Here is a 15548-nt window from a genome sequence, read left to right as displayed (position 1 = left end):
CCTTTTACTTTCTTCAAAGTAATAAATATTGCAATAAAGGTTTAATCAAATTTGCATTCTCATTACTTCTTGATATGCTTCAATTACTTTATTTCTCATTTGTACCATCATATTAAAACCAAGTTCAGCTTTTGTTACCGCAAGCATAGTTTCGTGAATATTACTTGTTCTGCCAGATGCTAAATCCATACTTGCTTTTTCAGCTTCACGTGCTCCGATATTTATTTCCTTAATTCCTTTTTCCATTAGATCAAGAAATTCGGTGGCTGATGGATTTTTTGGAGGACTACCTCCACCACTTGGAATAGATGAATTCACTAAATCCTGTTGTAACTTTAAAAAATGAAGATCATTTGCTGACAGTTTTTTAATCATTGCATTCACCTATTTTATCTGCCAATACTGATTGCAGTTGTTGCCATAGATTTTGTTGCATTAATTGCCTGAGTATTACTTTCAAATGAACGATTACTTGTAATCATATTTACCATTTCTTCCATTATTGAAATATTTGGCATTGCTACATACCCGTTCTCATTTGCATCAGGATGATTGGGATTAAAAACTAGGCGAGGTGCGCGTCTGTCTTCAGTAATTCCATCCACTTTGACTTCTTTTAAATTTGGGTCAAATGCGAGTCGCATTAAGTTATCAAAACTCAGTCCTGAATTTCTTGCTGTAAATAAAACATCTTTTCTTTTATATGGGCCACCTTCTTCTGTACGTGATGTATTTGCATTCGCTAAATTTGAAGAAATAACATTCATGCGAATACGTTCCGCTGAAAGTCCAGAAGCACTTATTTTTAAACCTTCTAAAAAACTCATAATTTTTTACTCCTATAAGTTGTTTAGTTAAAACTATCGTCCACCATTTATTGCATAACGTAACATTCCAAGTTTTCTATTTAAAGTTTCAATTGTAGCTTTATATATAACTTGATTACCTGCCATTTCTGTCATTTCTTGATCTACATCCACTGTATTGCCATCGTTACCAATGCTTTCAGTTGGTTTAACATAAAGATCTGGTTTTAAAATACCGTCTGCACCCATACCTGGAGCTTTAATATGTTTAGGATTACTTACTTTCATAATAAGATCTTTGTCAGAACCAATGGCAGCTTGAAGCTGTTTTTCAAAATCAAAACCTAAAGATCTATAGCCAGGTGTTAGAGAATTTGTAATATTAGCAACATTGACATCTTGTCTTTTTAATCTTTGATTGAGACTTTCTTCAAGTACAGAATCAGGTTTGCCAAATATTTGATTCCCTATAACCGTGCTCATATATTCTTTCCTTCAACTTCATATCCACAATCGACTAGCTCATTTAATTTATAACGAAGTGCGCGCAGTGAAATTCCAAGAGCCTTTGCCGTGTGTGTTCTGTTTCCATTCATTCTTCTCAATGTCTGTAAAATTAAACGTTGCTCTAGCTCCCTTAAAGTAACTTGAGGAAGTGGTTCACCCATTGCAACTTCAGTTCTGCTATTTGCTCTCATCAAATGAAGTTCTTCAACTCCTATATAATCACGTGTGGAAAGCAATACAGATCTCTGGATAACATTTCTTAATTCACGAATATTCCCTGGCCAAGTATAAGTTCTAAGCGCTTGTTTTGCAGTTGGTGAAAGTTGGACATTTTTTGAAAACTGAATATTAAACTCACGTAAGAAAATTTCAGAATAAAAATCAATATCCACTAAACGTTGTCTTAAAGAAGGAATTTCTAGATGTATTACATGCAATTTAAAAAAGAGATCATTTCTGAATCTTTGTGCATTGACTTCATCTTGAATATTTTTATTGCTGCAAGCAATTATCCGAGCATCTGCAGCTGTTCCCCTTCTAATTGCACCTTTATTTACATCTTGTTCCTTTAAAATTCTCAAAAGTTTTAACTGCATTGATGCTTCGAGTTCAGTAACTTCATCAAGCATAAGTGAACAAGTTTCTAATGGGCGATTAGCATGCCCTTGATTATAATCATGTCCATTCCGTTGTGCCGTAAAGAGTTCCATTTCAAAAAAGTTTGCTGGTATATTGGAACTATTTGCCACAACAAAGCGACCACGTTCACGACCACCCGCAATATGAATTGCTTTTGCAAATGTTTCTTTGCCAGTTCCACTTTCACCTGTAATTAAAATTGGTACCTTAGTTGGTGCAATTGTTCTGGCTACTTCAAGTAGTTTATATATTTTTTCATCACGAGTTGGATAATGTCTTAACATTTCTTCTTCAGAAATGCGTAGGTCTGTTTCGTTTGGAACATTATTAGAATGAATGCTGCGTCCTTCCACAGCATTGTTACCTTGTTGTGTTCCATAGTTTGCAGAATCTATGTCGAACAATCCCATAGGACGCACATCACTCATAAACAAACCTCCCCTTATTATTCTTAAAACCTGTTTACTTATTGAGTCGATCGAGCCTTTCGCTCGCCAACGAAGAGTACCGCTTGTCGTTCGTGTCGTTTGCTGCTAAGAGCCAAGCTGTTTTTGCTTTATCAAAAAGCCCAACTCTCGCATATACAACTCCTGCTTTATATGCGGCTTCGGCTCGATGTGTTCCTTGTGCTAAATTTGCCATAGCAAGAAACATATCTCCCGATTTCGCAAATCTGCCCGAATCTCGTAAATCTTCTGCATATTGCATGATTGACGTTTCAACTGTTTGAATTTCATCAAGTGACTTTGCGGGGAATGCCAGAATTTTCTCATATAGAGGTTCGACATCAGGGGTACCGCGCAGAGCTCGAGCCCATTCACCCAGAGTTGGCAAATCGCGTTCGACATAACGTCCAAGTTTCATCTCATCTAAAAGTAAACGTAACGCTATTTTGTTACGGTAAGGTGCAACCGAAAGTTCTCTAAGAGCTTGCACCGTTTTATCTGTTAATCCTTCTGTTTTTCTTTTTTCATCCTGTTCAATTCGACGCAAATATATTTCTGCTTCAGAAGGTTTATTACTCTGATAATTGAGTCGTGCGACAAGAGCTGCTGCTTCATTCTTTCTTTTTTGATCAGGAGAAGCTTGCCAAAAAGCACTGTAAAGCTGAATCGACTTTTGAACTTCTCCTACAGCATCAAATGCTTCTGCTCTTGTATAGAGAGCATCCGAATCTGAGTAGGTAAATTGGAGCAACGTTTGTCTTGCGCCTTTTTCAAAGCGCGTCCATACTTCCCATTGTTTATTTTGAGCTGTATTCTTTAGAAGATCTTTTACTCTGCTGTTAACAATTTGTTCTAGAAGTACACTTCTTTTGTCACCGGCCACCAGTTTTTTAAACTGCTGAACCGCAGCATCAGCATCGTTGATATTTTCTTTTTCAACTGAAGATCTAATTTTATTATATGCACAATTTTTCAGCAGGTCAAACGGAATACTTCCAGAAGTGACACAGGCGTCTAGATTTTGCTGATACGTTTTTACCGCTTGAGGCTTTTCATCCACAAGATTATTCAAAACCCTAAGAGATGATGCAATTTTTACAATGAGTGGGTTTTTATCATAAAGAGCCATTTCAGAGTATTTTTCAGCATTTTGAAAACCTGTTTTACCCATTCCTTTTGTCTTTGAATTACTTAATTCATCAATATCTAAAATTCTTAGTTTTGCTAATGCTGCAAATTCACTTCCGGGAGAGTTTAATAATAAAGAGCGAAAATAATCATTTGCTAAATCAAAATTTCTTGTTAAATACGCTGATTCTCCAGCATTCCAAAGTATTCTTGGATCCAATTTAAAATTCTTCTCTGACAACGCAACAAGTCGTCTATAAATACTTAAAGCTTGTTCTTCATTCCCACTCTTATAAAGCTCATCTGCAAAATTTTTACCAATTTCAAACTCCTCTTTTCCTCCAAAGACAGCCCCCATTTGGGCTTGTAACATAGTCATTCTATGTTCACTTATTGGTTTAACAAGTTCAAGTCTTCCATAAATTTCAGGTAAATTATATTCTTTATTATTTTTTACTTCCGAAATATTTCGTTCAGGTAAAGTAATATTTGTTTTCTTGATATTTTCTGTTTCTTTAATATTATTTTTAGTATTTTCTTTATTAGGAAACTGTCTTATTTTGGGCTTTTCTGATTGCTGTATCACAACTTGTGAACGAATTGTAGGAACAAAATTTTTATCACTATTTTCCTTTTCTTTTATAGTATAGTTTGGCATAATTTCGGGAATATTTTCTTTACTCAAACCATCAATAAAATCAGGTTGCCAGTTCCAATCTGCTTCTAAATTCTTATTTTCAGGTTCTGTTTTCCAAAAATCAATTAAAATTCTCCAAGGTTTATTTTGAGTTGCAACAACCCAACCTATTGGTAAATTTTTCAGTTGAATGTTTATTATTACTTCAGATTTATCTTCTTTTATATTCACTCTTTTTACAAAGCGAGTATCATAAAAAGATGTGCTATTAAATTCCTCTGCCCTTGCTGGTATAACACGTAGTTGTAAAGTTCTTGTTTCGTTAATAAAGCGAGTCGCATATCTTCTTGGTTCACCTAACTCAAATATCATGCGATAACTATCTTCACCAGCAAGAAAAGTTGGAGAAATTTTCTCTTTTCTAATTTTTATATTTTGAGCACAAATGGAATTTGAGTCAAAAACCCCACCACCGACGGAAAGAAATGTAAAGAATGAATATGTGAAGAGTTTTTTCTTAAACAACTCTTCTTCCTCCAAAATTATTACGAGTAAATTAATTTCATTTCTTTTAGTTTACCTGAGAGATGTTCTCTTATGTCAGTCTGAAAATTGTCAGAATGAGAATTTTTGACGTGTCAAATTGTTTATTAATGCAAATAATAGACGAGTTTATTGAAAAAAATTTCCTCTGTCAGAATTTTTTTTATTAGTTTTGTTCCTGTGTTCTCGCAATTATTTGTGCAAGTTGATTTGTACGACGTGAGAGAATATGAGCAAATTCTTTGAATTTTTTAGGATCATTTTCTATTTCATTAGGCTCAAAAGTTATTTCTGGCCATTGAATTTGAACGGTTTTATAAGGAACAATGTCGCTTTCTTCTGCCGATAGCTCAAATTTTCCCAGTCGAATTAACATCAGGCAATTATTCCAATTCATAGTTGTAATTCGTGCAATAGGAAAAATTTGCGGGGTAATATCATACTCAGCAAGCAAATTCGTAAAGTTAAGAATATTATTTGTTTTTATTGTTTGAGTTGTAATGACAGAAAACTCCACAATATCTTTCACATTTTGATGTAAAAATGCTGCGACTAAACTTGCAATCATACCACCTACATTATCAATAAATACGAGTCGATATTTTCTTTTTCTTATTTTCCGACGTGCCATTCCATTTTCTGCGAAATCTATTTGTTCTGCCCAGTTACAACATAAATCTGCTATTTTTTCGAGTTTTGAACTCATACTAATAATTTTAAGAGCTTTTTCTATGCTTGACTTATTGCCTTTTTTTAAAATATTTTTTGCAATATGATATAATTCCCTTTGTTTAACATCCACTTTATCATCTAAAATATGAATTTCTTGTATCAATGACAAATCACCATCGAACATTGCCGTGTAGGAACGTTCAAAAAGGTTTTTAGTATCTAATAGCATTTCTAAAAAAATATCTTTTTGTTCTGGTACATCTCCATTGACAAGCTGTCTTGCTAAACTTTCAACAGCATCTCCTATTCGTTCCACGTGGTGGGCAATTTTTGCGCAAGCATAAGCTAAACGCAGCTCATACCCCAATGGCTGCTGTGTCGCAAAAACCTGTAAAATAGAAGCATCGATTGCACGTTCCAAGTTATCTATTTCAGAGTCTAAAACTACAATTTTAATCAACCGATTTGTATTGGGATGCTCAAAATGCTGTTCAAGCGTTTGCAAGCCAGCATGAACGGCATCACACATCGTTCTTAATAAAGATTTCACATGCGCTAATTGCATTTCAAGACTTGATATTCGCGACATTTGGATTGTCCTTATGTGATTTGCATAATTTTGTGCACACTGTTAGGGATAAACTGATTGTGCCACGTCGAATGTGCCATAGGTCTTTTGGAGAGTGCAAATATGCCAGAAAAGAACAACTTAAATCAAATAGACAGCCCTAAAATTATTCAAAGCAACCTTGAAAACAGAGAAGAAATTTATGCCAAACTGGCCTCGCTTGCCATTGAGCCTGAAATCAATCCAAGAACAGGCCGTCCTCTAAAACCTCATTGGCTAAAAGTAGGTCTTGCAGGCGGGGAAGTTCTTTTTAATATCAAAAAAGATTTAAGAGAAAAAAAGCTTTATACAGTTTGCGAAGAAGCAAAGTGCCCTAATATTTCTGGATGCTGGAATACTGGAACAGCTACTTTTATGATTATGGGTGATGTCTGCACCCGGGGATGTCGATTTTGCCATATTAAAACAGGTAACCCTGGAGGTTTACTCGATGCTGAAGAACCGCTTAAAGTTGCGGAAAGCATTCGCATGATGAACCTGAGTTATGCGGTTATCACCATGGTTGACCGAGATGATATCCCTGATGGAGGCGCAGTTCACATTGCAAAAACCATTGAAGCCATTCACACAGAAAATCCTAAGACAAGAGTCGAAATTCTTGCTGGTGATTTTCGTGGGCAAATTGAAAGCATTCAACAGGTTGTGCATGCTGGGCGTGGACTTGATGTTTTTGCTCACAATGTTGAAACCGTAAGAAGATTAAGTCCAAGAGTTCGTGACGCGCGCGCTAAATATGATCAAAGTTTAAAAGTTCTTCAAAATGCCCTCAAAATTGGTCCTAAAAGTATGTTTACCAAAAGCGCTATCATGCTTGGGCTGGGTGAAGAGTTTGCAGAAGTCGAAGAAACATTAAAAGACTTACGCAATGTGGGTGTGGAAATCATTACAATTGGTCAGTATTTACAACCAACAACGAAACATCTAACCGTAAAGCGGTTTGTTCACCCAGAAGAATTTGAATACTGGAAAACGCGCGCGAAAGAACTTGGTTTTAAAGCAGTAGCGGCGGGACCACTTGTACGCAGTTCTTATAAAGCTTCGGAATTATTTCCAACATAAATTAAGAATCCTCTTTTTAATAAATTAAAAAATCCATTGAAAATATGATTCATTTATAAACAAAAAAAATCCATAAAAAATAAAATAATATCGTACTATTGCATTTATTTATTTTATTAATTATAAAACAACTCTAATCATTCGCTCAAAATCTCGATTCTTGAGCTTATAAAAAATTTAATATTTTTATTCTATGGAGTTTACATTGAAAAAATATGTTTGCTGTTTAATTCCAATGATGAGTTTTTCTCTTTTACCTACACTTTCCTATGCAGATGCATATTTACTTTGTGTTAATTCTAATAATCATGATGACTGGGAATGGGCACCTCCTATAACAGAAATGGAACATGCACGCTGGGGACGAGGCAATAAATTTATTCCGATCAACGAAAAAGGAACATTAATTTCTGGTTCAATAGCCTGGAATAAATATCTTCATTTAGTTCTCGACACCAAAGTAAATAAAGAAAATTTCACTATTGATAAAGTAAGAAGTTTTTGTGATGAATTAAAAAGACAGTGCTTAAAACTAGGTCCACAATATAATCTTATTGGCGCTGCAAATAAGTTCATTCCTTCATTAGATAAAAGCTATATAAGTTTTACATATTTTGTCAGCACCACAGAAGATAATGGATATTATTCCGAAATAGTAAGAAAAGAAAAATCAACTACCTGTCCAAATTGGACTTATCCAGACTTTCCAAATGATGGTGGAACTTTATCTATATTTGATAGTTAAAATATATTGTTTTAAAACTATTTAACTTAATACTTTTATTTTTGGTACTTAAAATGGAAAAATATGTTTTCTCCTACGTTTCTCTTATTAGTATCTCACTTTTACCTTTACTCTCATATGCTGACTCATATATGTTTTGTGTGAATTCAGATAATCATTTTGATTGGAAATGGGCTCCACCCATACCTTTAGAAGAATATAATCACTGGGGGTTTGGAAACCCTTATATTCCCAGAGATGAAAAAGGCATACGAATCTCAGGATCACTTGATTTTAATAAAAATACTCATCCAGTCCTTCATGCAAATGTAAATAAAGAAAATTTTTCAAAATTTAGAGCAAAATCATTTTGTGATAAATTAAAAAAACAATGCTTAAAATTAGGATCACAATACTCACTCATTGGTGTAGCAAAGCTATCCATTCCTGCTTTTTCTTGGGGTTATATTAGTGTTCAATATGATGATGCAACTTATGAAGATAAGAATGGCTATCATATAGTAACAAGAATTAAAAAAACCGCCGCTTGTCCAAACTGGGATTTTCCGAGTTTTCCGAACGAGGGCGGGAGTCTAGGATTTTTTAATTAAATAGTTTTAATTAAACTGTCGCTTCAATAATTCTTACAGATTCAATAATAACTGGAGTGGTAGGTACATCGTCATGAAAACCATGACGACCTGTTTTTACTTTAGCAATGGCATCAACAACATCCATTCCTTCTGTTACTTTAGCAAATACGGCATAGCCCCATTGAGCTCCACGATTATTTAAAAAATCATTATTTGTTAAGTTAATAAAGAACTGAGCAGTTGCCGAATGCGGATCATTTGTACGCGCCATTGCTAATGTTCCACGCTCATTTCCAAGACCATTTTTAGCTTCGTTTTCGATTGGGTTATTTGTCTTTTTTTCTTTCATATCAACTGTGAACCCACCCCCTTGGATCATAAAACCAGGGATTACTCTGTGAAAAATAGAGTTATCAAAGTGTTCCGCTTTAATATATTTAACAAAATTTGAAGCGGTCATGGGTGCTTTCTCATCATTAAGTTCAATTGTAATTTCACCAAGATTTGTAATCATTTTAACTAAAGTCATATAAATACCTTTCCTTAATTCATCTATAATTTAGAAATAAAATAAGTGAATAAACTTAAACCACTTATTTTATTTAAATAACGTGTGAACTCCAATATGGAGTCGAATATCTGCCAAACCTACATAAACAATCTAAGTTTGGAAAACAAATTTTTATTTTTGATTGGTATCAATTCCCCAGAAAGAACCGCACTCATTTTTTACATGTGATAAAAAATCTTCTGGAGACATAGGAGCTAGATTTTTCCCATCACGATATCTTGCGGTCAGAGTATTTGTTTGTGACTCTTTATCACCTATAACAAGCATATAAGGAATTTTTAGCAACTGCGCATCGCGAATTTTCGCTCCTAATTTGTCATTGCTAAAATCAGTCTCTACACGCACTCCATTTGACTTTAAAAACTGAGAAACTTTATATGCATATTCTTCTTGAGCTTCAGTTACAGTAACAACACGACATTGAATTGGAGCAAAACCAAGAGGAAAATGTCCAGCACAATGCTCAATGAAAATCCCCATAAAACGCTCTACAGAACCTAATACAGCACGGTGGATCATAACCGGAGTTTCTTGTGTATTATTAGCCGCTTGATAGCTTATACCAAAACGCATTGGCATCATAAAGTCAAGTTGAATTGTTGCACATTGATGCATGCGACCAATAGCATCTTTCACTTTAAAATCAATTTTAGGACCATAAAATGCCCCATCCCCAGGATTGATTTGGTACCGAGCGTCAGCTTGTTTCAGAGAGTCTTCAAGAGCCTTTTCTGCAATGTCCCAAACCTCCTCTGCTCCCATTCGATTTTCAGGACGGGTAGAAAGCATATAAATCACTTCATTAAAACCAAGTTCTGCATATGCTTCTTTAACAAATTGCAAAGCTGAAACAATTTCAGCTTGAACCTGTCCAAGCATACAAAAAATATGACCATCATCTTGAGTAATACGACGCACACGTGTCAAACCATGCAAGGTTCCACTTAATTCATTGCGGTGTACAACACCAAACTCACCATAACGTAACGGTAGGTCTCGATATGATTTTTGACCGACCATAAACATTCGTACGTGAGCAGGGCAGCTCATTGGTTTGATTCCAAATTCATCACCATGATCATCATTAAAAACATACATGTCTTCACGATAATTATCGTAATGTCCACTTACTTTCCATAAGTTTACATTCATAACTTGCGGACTTTGAATTTCTTGAAAACCAAATTTAGCCCACTTAACACGAATGTAGTTTTGCAAAAGATTGAAAAGTTTAGCGCCGTTTGGAAAAAAGAAAGCTGCACCTGGAGCAATGTCGCTCATTAATGTAAATAGATTGAGTTGGCGTCCTAACAAAACGTGATCTCGTTTTTTTGCCTCTTCAAGCATATTTAAATAAGCATCAAGATCTTTTTTATTTGCCCATGCTGTTCCATAAATGCGAACAAGCTGTTCGTTGTCTTTATTTGCGCGCCAGTAAGCACCGGCAACACTCATAAGCTTAAATGCACCCAATTTACTTGTAGTTGAAACATGAGGTCCTCGGCAAAGGTCATCCCAATCACCAATTCCATATATTTTTATTTCACCTGTTTCAGGTAAAGCTTCGACAATTTCAACTTTAAATTTTTCACCAAGTTTAGTAAAATGATCGACTGCTTCAGCTTTACTGACAACACGTCTTTTTACTGGAATATTTTTTGCAACTATTTCCTGCATCTTTTTTTCAATAAGGGGAAAATCGTTTGTTCCAATTTTTGTGCCTTCTTTTGGATACACATCATAGTAAAATTGATTTTCTACCACGGGTCCAATGGTTATCTGCGTACCAGGAAAGAGCTCCTGAATTGCCATTGCCATGATGTGCGCAGTTGAATGTCTTATAATATCAATACCTTCTTTAGAACGATCGGTGATGATTTCAACCTTTGCACCTTGTGGTAAAACAGTGTCGAGATCGACAGCTTGACCATTTATTTTTCCAGCAACTGCGCTCTTTGCTAAACCAGATCCGATGCTTGCTGCTAAATCAAGAACCGTAGCAGCTGAAGACAGAGAACGAGAAGATCCATCGGGTAAAAAAACTTGAATTGAAGAACTCACAAACGACTCCTTTTATGAACGCTCCCCACATACAGTGTGGGTGTGCGGCTATGAGAAATAACCAAGTGAGACTATACAAATTTTATAGACAGGTAAATCCTGTTTTTAAGTTTTAAATGAATAAATCACTTTAAAAATTACTTCGCCTGTTATATCCCCTAAAGACAAAGACTAGTAGAAATTCATCTTGACTTCATTGGCAAAAAATTGTTTAAGATGTGTGCCTGTTTTAGAGCATTCTCTGTGTTGCCAGATGCTTGGTGGATTTATAAAATCTGTGGCAATACAAGGGGTTAAAACCATTATAACCAAGCAGGAGTTACGTATGACTGTTGAAGTACAAATGCGCGATTTATTAGATGCTGGCGTTCACTTTGGTCACCAAATTCGCCGTTGGAACCCAAAAATGCGTCCGTTTATTTATGGTGAGCGCAATGGTATTCACATTATTGACCTTCAAAAAACACAAAAACTCTTTAAAGATGCTCTTTCTTTCGTTGAGCAAACTGTTGCAGAAGGTGGACACATCCTTTTTGTTGCAACTAAAAAGCAAGCTCAAGAAATCGTTGTTGAAGAAGCTGAAAGAGCGGGAATGTTCCACATCCATCACCGCTGGCTTGGTGGTATGATGACTAACTGGCAAACAGTACGTTCTAGCATCACTAAACTAAAACGCATCGAAAAAATGGCCAATGACGGAACTTACGAAAGCATCACTAAGCGTGAAGTTTCTCTTAAAGAACGTCTTCGCATTAAGCTTGAGCGCTCTCTCGGTGGTATCAAAAATATGCCAGGACTTCCTTCTGCTCTTTTTGTTATTGATGCTAAAAAAGAATTCACAGCTATTGCAGAAGCAAATCGCCTCGGAATTCCAGTTATTGCAGTTACCGATACAAACAGCGATCCAAACGGAATTGACTATATTATCCCTGGTAACGATGACAGCCTTAAAGCTATTAAGCTTTATGCAAGCCTTATCTCCGATGCAGCTCTTGAAGGCAAACAACGCCGCAGATCTGAATTGACCAAAGAAGACTCCTCCTTCTCCTCCGAAGGTGGTCGTTCTCAGGTTAAGGTGAAACGTCTTAAATCCCGTGATGAAGACGAAGCAAACTAAATAAAAAGGGTGCCCCGAATGGAGCACCTTTCTTTCTTCTAAACTTAAAAAATAGGGAAAATAAAATGGCTGTAGTAACCGCACAAATGGTTAAAGAATTACGTGAAATGACCTTAGCAGGTATGTCTGATTGCAAAAAAGCGCTTGATGCTGCTGAAGGCGACATGGAAAAAGCTGTTGTTATTCTTCGTGAAAAAGGACTTGCAACCGCTGCTAAAAAAGCTTCTCGCGCTGCAAGCGAAGGCGTTGTCACAACAGTTGTTGACAACAATAACCTTGGCTTTGTTTTCGAAGTCAACTGCGAAACAGATTTTGTTACTAAAAATGATGGTTTCCAAGCTTTTGTAAATAATCTTCAAACTCTTATCAGCAAAACAAAACCACAAAATCTTGAATCTTTACTTGTAAGCTCATACGATTCTGCAAACTCAGTTAAAGATGCTGCGACGTCTCTTGTTGCACAAATTGGTGAAAATATTACTGTTCGTCGTTTTGAACGCGTTGGCTCTGGCAAAAACTTTGTCACATCCTATGTTCATGGCGGTGGAAAAATTGGTGTTCTCGTTGAACTTTCAGGTTCAGGAATTGAAGCACATGCTAACAATCAAGCTCTTATTGAATTAGGTAAAGACGTAGCTCTACAAGCTGCCGCAATGAAACCTCAATTCTTAAATGAGCAAGAAATTCCTGCAGAAACTATTAAAGCAGAAGAAGAAATCATTCGTAATAAGTTTATCCAACAAGGTAAACCTGAAGCAGCTCTTGCTAAAATCGTTCCAAGCAGCATTAAAACATGGTTCAAAGAAATTTGTCTTGTTGATCAGTTGTTTGTAAAAGATGATAGCAAATCTGTTGCTGCCTATGTTGCTGACACCGGTAAAAAACTTGGGATTTCTGAACTTAAAGTCACTTCTTTTGTTCGTCTTGAACTTGGCCAAGGCGTAGAAAAGAAAGCAGAAGACTTTGCTGCTGAAGTTGCGGCAACTGTTGCAGCTGCTGCAAAAGGTTAATTTTAAATTAACATAAAAAAAGAGGATAGTTACTTTAAATGTAATTATCCTCTTTTTTTATCAATTATAACTTAAGCTTTTTTTCTTAAAATTTTTCTCTTACTACCTTTATTTTCATTTTTTCGCACTCGAATTGTAAATTCGACTTTATGTTGTCTGGCAACTGAAAAAAACTTTTCAATTCCAAAAGAAATCATACTTTTTGCCATTTCTTGTGTGAGGCCTTTTATAATTTCATCTTTTCCTTTTACAATAAACTGAGTTGCATCTTTCGGAAAATTATCTTTAACTTCTTTAATAACATCAATACCTGTTGCGACAGTTTTTTTAAGAATATCGCCACCAATCTTTGCCAAATCTTGTAAATCTCCTTGAGCAAACCATTTTTGCTGTTCATCATCATTTTGATTTTTCTTTTTTTCTGATTTTTCTTTTTCAGAATTTTTATTATGATTCATTTATAACCTCACAAAATAAACGCTCTCTGAAAGGAATATAAGAGAAAAAAGAAAAGAAAGCAAAGTAAATGATAACTAACTTGCTTTTTGTGGAACTTTTGAACTCTTTTGACGCGTTACATTTCCTGGCAAAGCTGTTCCTTTAATTCGTGAAAGAGCAACTATTGTTTCACGCGCTTTTGGATCGAGTTTAAGTGATTTTTCATAGCATTGAATTGCTTTTGTTTTATCACGTAAAGCTTCGTAACAGCATCCTAAATTATAAATATATTTAGAATGATTAGGTTCCATAATTGTAGATTGCTCATACCAACCTAAAGCACTCCTATAATTCTTCATTCTAATAAATAATAAACCTACCCTTGCTAAATTATCAGCAGTCGGTTCCATATTGGCAACTTCTTCACACGCCGCAATAGCATCCGGAAGCTTATTCATTTTTGCAAAAATACGGCCTTTTGCTTTTAATACTTCAATACGCAAGGCAGGTGCAGATATTGGTATTTTATTCAAGTCAGACATAGCTTTTTCATTTTCATCCATTTTTTCATAAATCTTTGCTCTACATAAAAAAATATCAAATTGATTCGTATTTTTAATAATAAGATCGGAGAATAATGAGATTGCTTTTGCTGATTTTCCTTCAGAAATATACATATTAGCAAGTTGCATAATCGATTTTGTGCTTGTTGGATTTTGTCGGCGTGCTTTCATGCAATAATGCACAGATTTTTCAAAGTTCCCCATTATTTTCATAATATCAGCAAATTTTAGCAGTACCACTTCATCACTTGGACTGTCGTGCAGTGCTATTTTCATTTGACCTAAAGCAAGATCTTTGCAGCCTGGATTATTCAATTCTAAATAAATATCTGCAAGAATTATTCTTCTATAGGGTTGTTTCCCATTGATTTTTAATTCTTGCACAAGATAAGGAATTGCTTCTTCTTTTCTTTTTAATGAAATAAGGAGATCCGCTGCTGTAGAAAATGCAGGAAAATACATTCCGTTAATTTTAATACCTTGATTTATATAATTTAATGCTGAAGTCACATTTCCAAGTTTAATTTCAATATGCGCCATACCAATAAGAGCTTGCGCACTGGGTTTTCCAGAATTTATTAACTGTAAAAATTCTTTTTTTGCTTCTTGATATTTTTCAGTTAGATATAAATGCTCTGCATTCCTTAATTTTTTTATATTTTCAGGTGGATTCTTATATTTTTCAATCAAACTCATTACTTTTTGAACCAAATCATGAGACTCAAAAGGCTTTAAAATATAATCTGAGACACCTAAATCTACGCTTTTAACAATATCTTCTTTAGTTGCTTCTCCTGATATAAATAAAACGGGAATATCATTCTGCATGGTACGGTTTCGCACAAAAGATAAAATATCAAATCCATCCCCTTGAGGCATATAAATATCCGTAATGACAATATCTGCGCTGTGTATTTTTAACCAAGAAATGGCTTCACGTGAATTTGGAAAATCTTCAATGATAAAGCTCCCAGATTTCTCTAGGATTCGAACGACTGCTTTTCTCATATTTAATTGATCATCGATCACAACTGCTCTCAAGTGATCATGCATTCCAGCAGCCATCTAAAGCCCTCATTTTTAAAAAATAAAGATGGCAAAGAAAATAATCCTTAAACTGTATCGACCTTCTTTAAATGAATTAGAGGGGTGGAGAAGTGATATTCTTGGCAGAACAAATTTGCAGGGACTGATATTAGCGAAAAAATCGTCATTTTTTTGACAAAAAATCTGTAGCTTTTCTTCAGAAAACATCAAAAATCCATGCGCAAAATTTACCATCGAATTTCTTGTATTAATATTCAATAATTATCTAATTATATATAGATAATTTTAAAAATATTTTACAAATTTATTCGACCCATTTTCTATTCATCTTCAGAATATTATTATTTAATAAAAATTTT

At 34.9% G+C, this 15548-nt stretch carries 15 protein-coding genes; 5 read left to right on the top strand and 10 right to left on the bottom strand.

What is annotated here, in order from left to right; genetic code table 11:
- Nucleotides 1-45: 45 nt before the first annotated feature.
- The 6 genes from fliE to GCL57_RS04430 form a co-directional block, all read right to left on the bottom strand.
- Nucleotides 46-375 carry a flagellar hook-basal body complex protein FliE gene (gene fliE, locus GCL57_RS04455; protein ID WP_152212076.1) on the bottom strand — a complete coding sequence of 110 codons (330 nt, stop codon included), beginning with the start codon at nt 373-375 and terminating at the stop codon, nt 46-48.
- Nucleotides 376-389: 14 nt separating this feature from the next.
- On the bottom strand, nt 390-827 hold the full coding sequence (flgC, locus tag GCL57_RS04450) for a flagellar basal body rod protein FlgC (RefSeq protein ID WP_152212075.1): 438 nt from the start codon (nt 825-827) through the stop codon (nt 390-392).
- A gap of 33 nt (nt 828-860) precedes the next feature.
- A complete protein-coding gene (gene flgB, locus GCL57_RS04445) occupies nt 861-1289 on the bottom strand; it encodes a flagellar basal body rod protein FlgB (protein WP_152212074.1) in 429 nt (142 codons plus the stop codon).
- A complete protein-coding gene (locus tag GCL57_RS04440; protein WP_152212073.1) occupies nt 1286-2380 on the bottom strand; it encodes a sigma 54-interacting transcriptional regulator in 1095 nt (364 codons plus the stop codon). Before GCL57_RS04440 ends, flgB begins: the two co-directional genes overlap by 4 nt.
- Nucleotides 2381-2414: 34 nt before the next feature.
- Nucleotides 2415-4688 (bottom strand): tetratricopeptide repeat protein, encoded by a 2274-nt coding sequence (locus GCL57_RS04435; RefSeq protein ID WP_152212072.1) that lies wholly within the window; start codon nt 4686-4688, stop codon nt 2415-2417.
- Nucleotides 4689-4872: 184 nt separating this feature from the next.
- Nucleotides 4873-5967: a phosphate signaling complex PhoU family protein gene (locus GCL57_RS04430; RefSeq protein ID WP_152212071.1), complete on the bottom strand. Its 1095-nt coding sequence runs from the start codon at nt 5965-5967 to the stop codon at nt 4873-4875.
- A gap of 102 nt (nt 5968-6069) precedes the next feature.
- On the opposite strand from GCL57_RS04430, the gene lipA reads away from it, so the two are divergent.
- The 3 genes from lipA (at nt 6070) to GCL57_RS04415 (ending at nt 8400) form a co-directional block, all read left to right on the top strand.
- Nucleotides 6070-7065, top strand: coding sequence for a lipoyl synthase (lipA, locus tag GCL57_RS04425; RefSeq protein WP_152212070.1), 996 nt, complete (start codon nt 6070-6072; stop codon nt 7063-7065).
- A gap of 205 nt (nt 7066-7270) precedes the next feature.
- A complete protein-coding gene (locus tag GCL57_RS04420; protein ID WP_152212069.1) occupies nt 7271-7810 on the top strand; it encodes a hypothetical protein in 540 nt (179 codons plus the stop codon).
- Between the two features lie 53 nt (nt 7811-7863).
- Entirely contained in the window at nt 7864-8400 is a 537-nt protein-coding gene (locus GCL57_RS04415; protein WP_152212068.1) for a hypothetical protein, read from the top strand.
- A gap of 10 nt (nt 8401-8410) precedes the next feature.
- Here the strand turns inward: GCL57_RS04415 and GCL57_RS04410 are convergent, their stop codons facing one another.
- Nucleotides 8411-8911 carry a peptidylprolyl isomerase gene (locus GCL57_RS04410; protein ID WP_211363218.1) on the bottom strand — a complete coding sequence of 167 codons (501 nt, stop codon included), beginning with the start codon at nt 8909-8911 and terminating at the stop codon, nt 8411-8413.
- Between the two features lie 153 nt (nt 8912-9064).
- Nucleotides 9065-11014, bottom strand: coding sequence for a threonine--tRNA ligase (gene thrS, locus GCL57_RS04405; RefSeq protein ID WP_211363217.1), 1950 nt, complete (start codon nt 11012-11014; stop codon nt 9065-9067).
- A gap of 325 nt (nt 11015-11339) precedes the next feature.
- Between thrS and rpsB the strand changes: the two genes are divergently transcribed.
- Nucleotides 11340-12131: a 30S ribosomal protein S2 gene (rpsB, locus tag GCL57_RS04400; protein WP_152212066.1), complete on the top strand. Its 792-nt coding sequence runs from the start codon at nt 11340-11342 to the stop codon at nt 12129-12131.
- Nucleotides 12132-12196: 65 nt separating this feature from the next.
- The gene (gene tsf / locus GCL57_RS04395; RefSeq protein ID WP_152212065.1) at nt 12197-13141 is read left to right on the top strand and encodes a translation elongation factor Ts; all 945 of its coding nucleotides are present in this window, start codon (nt 12197-12199) and stop codon (nt 13139-13141) included.
- Between the two features lie 71 nt (nt 13142-13212).
- On the opposite strand, the gene GCL57_RS04390 is transcribed toward tsf, so the two are convergent.
- Nucleotides 13213-13599, bottom strand: coding sequence for a hypothetical protein (locus tag GCL57_RS04390; protein WP_152212064.1), 387 nt, complete (start codon nt 13597-13599; stop codon nt 13213-13215).
- Nucleotides 13600-13674: 75 nt separating this feature from the next.
- The gene (locus GCL57_RS04385) at nt 13675-15207 is read right to left on the bottom strand and encodes a response regulator (protein WP_152212063.1); all 1533 of its coding nucleotides are present in this window, start codon (nt 15205-15207) and stop codon (nt 13675-13677) included.
- Between the last annotated feature and the right edge of the window lie 341 nt (nt 15208-15548).

Origin of the sequence: Fluviispira multicolorata (assembly GCF_009208585.1) — a bacterium.
In the GTDB taxonomy this organism is placed as follows: Bacteria; Bdellovibrionota_B; Oligoflexia; order Silvanigrellales; family Silvanigrellaceae; genus Silvanigrella; species Silvanigrella multicolorata.
Note: the sequence above shows the minus strand (reverse complement) of the source record. Positions and strands in the feature narration are given on the sequence as shown.

Excerpts from the sequence above, each read along its gene's own strand:
- fliE (WP_152212076.1), bottom strand. The coding sequence starts at position 375 with ATGATTAAAAAACTGTCAGCAAATGATCTTCATTTTTTAAAGTTACAA.
- flgC (WP_152212075.1), bottom strand. The coding sequence starts at position 827 with ATGAGTTTTTTAGAAGGTTTAAAAATAAGTGCTTCTGGACTTTCAGCG.
- flgB (WP_152212074.1), bottom strand. The coding sequence starts at position 1,289 with ATGAGCACGGTTATAGGGAATCAAATATTTGGCAAACCTGATTCTGTA.
- GCL57_RS04440 (WP_152212073.1), bottom strand. The coding sequence starts at position 2,380 with ATGAGTGATGTGCGTCCTATGGGATTGTTCGACATAGATTCTGCAAAC.
- GCL57_RS04430 (WP_152212071.1), bottom strand. The coding sequence starts at position 5,967 with ATGTCGCGAATATCAAGTCTTGAAATGCAATTAGCGCATGTGAAATCT.
- lipA (WP_152212070.1), top strand. The coding sequence starts at position 6,070 with ATGCCAGAAAAGAACAACTTAAATCAAATAGACAGCCCTAAAATTATT.
- GCL57_RS04415 (WP_152212068.1), top strand. The coding sequence starts at position 7,864 with ATGGAAAAATATGTTTTCTCCTACGTTTCTCTTATTAGTATCTCACTT.
- GCL57_RS04410 (WP_211363218.1), bottom strand. The coding sequence starts at position 8,911 with ATGACTTTAGTTAAAATGATTACAAATCTTGGTGAAATTACAATTGAA.
- rpsB (WP_152212066.1), top strand. The coding sequence starts at position 11,340 with ATGACTGTTGAAGTACAAATGCGCGATTTATTAGATGCTGGCGTTCAC.
- tsf (WP_152212065.1), top strand. The coding sequence starts at position 12,197 with ATGGCTGTAGTAACCGCACAAATGGTTAAAGAATTACGTGAAATGACC.
- GCL57_RS04390 (WP_152212064.1), bottom strand. The coding sequence starts at position 13,599 with ATGAATCATAATAAAAATTCTGAAAAAGAAAAATCAGAAAAAAAGAAA.
- GCL57_RS04385 (WP_152212063.1), bottom strand. The coding sequence starts at position 15,207 with ATGGCTGCTGGAATGCATGATCACTTGAGAGCAGTTGTGATCGATGAT.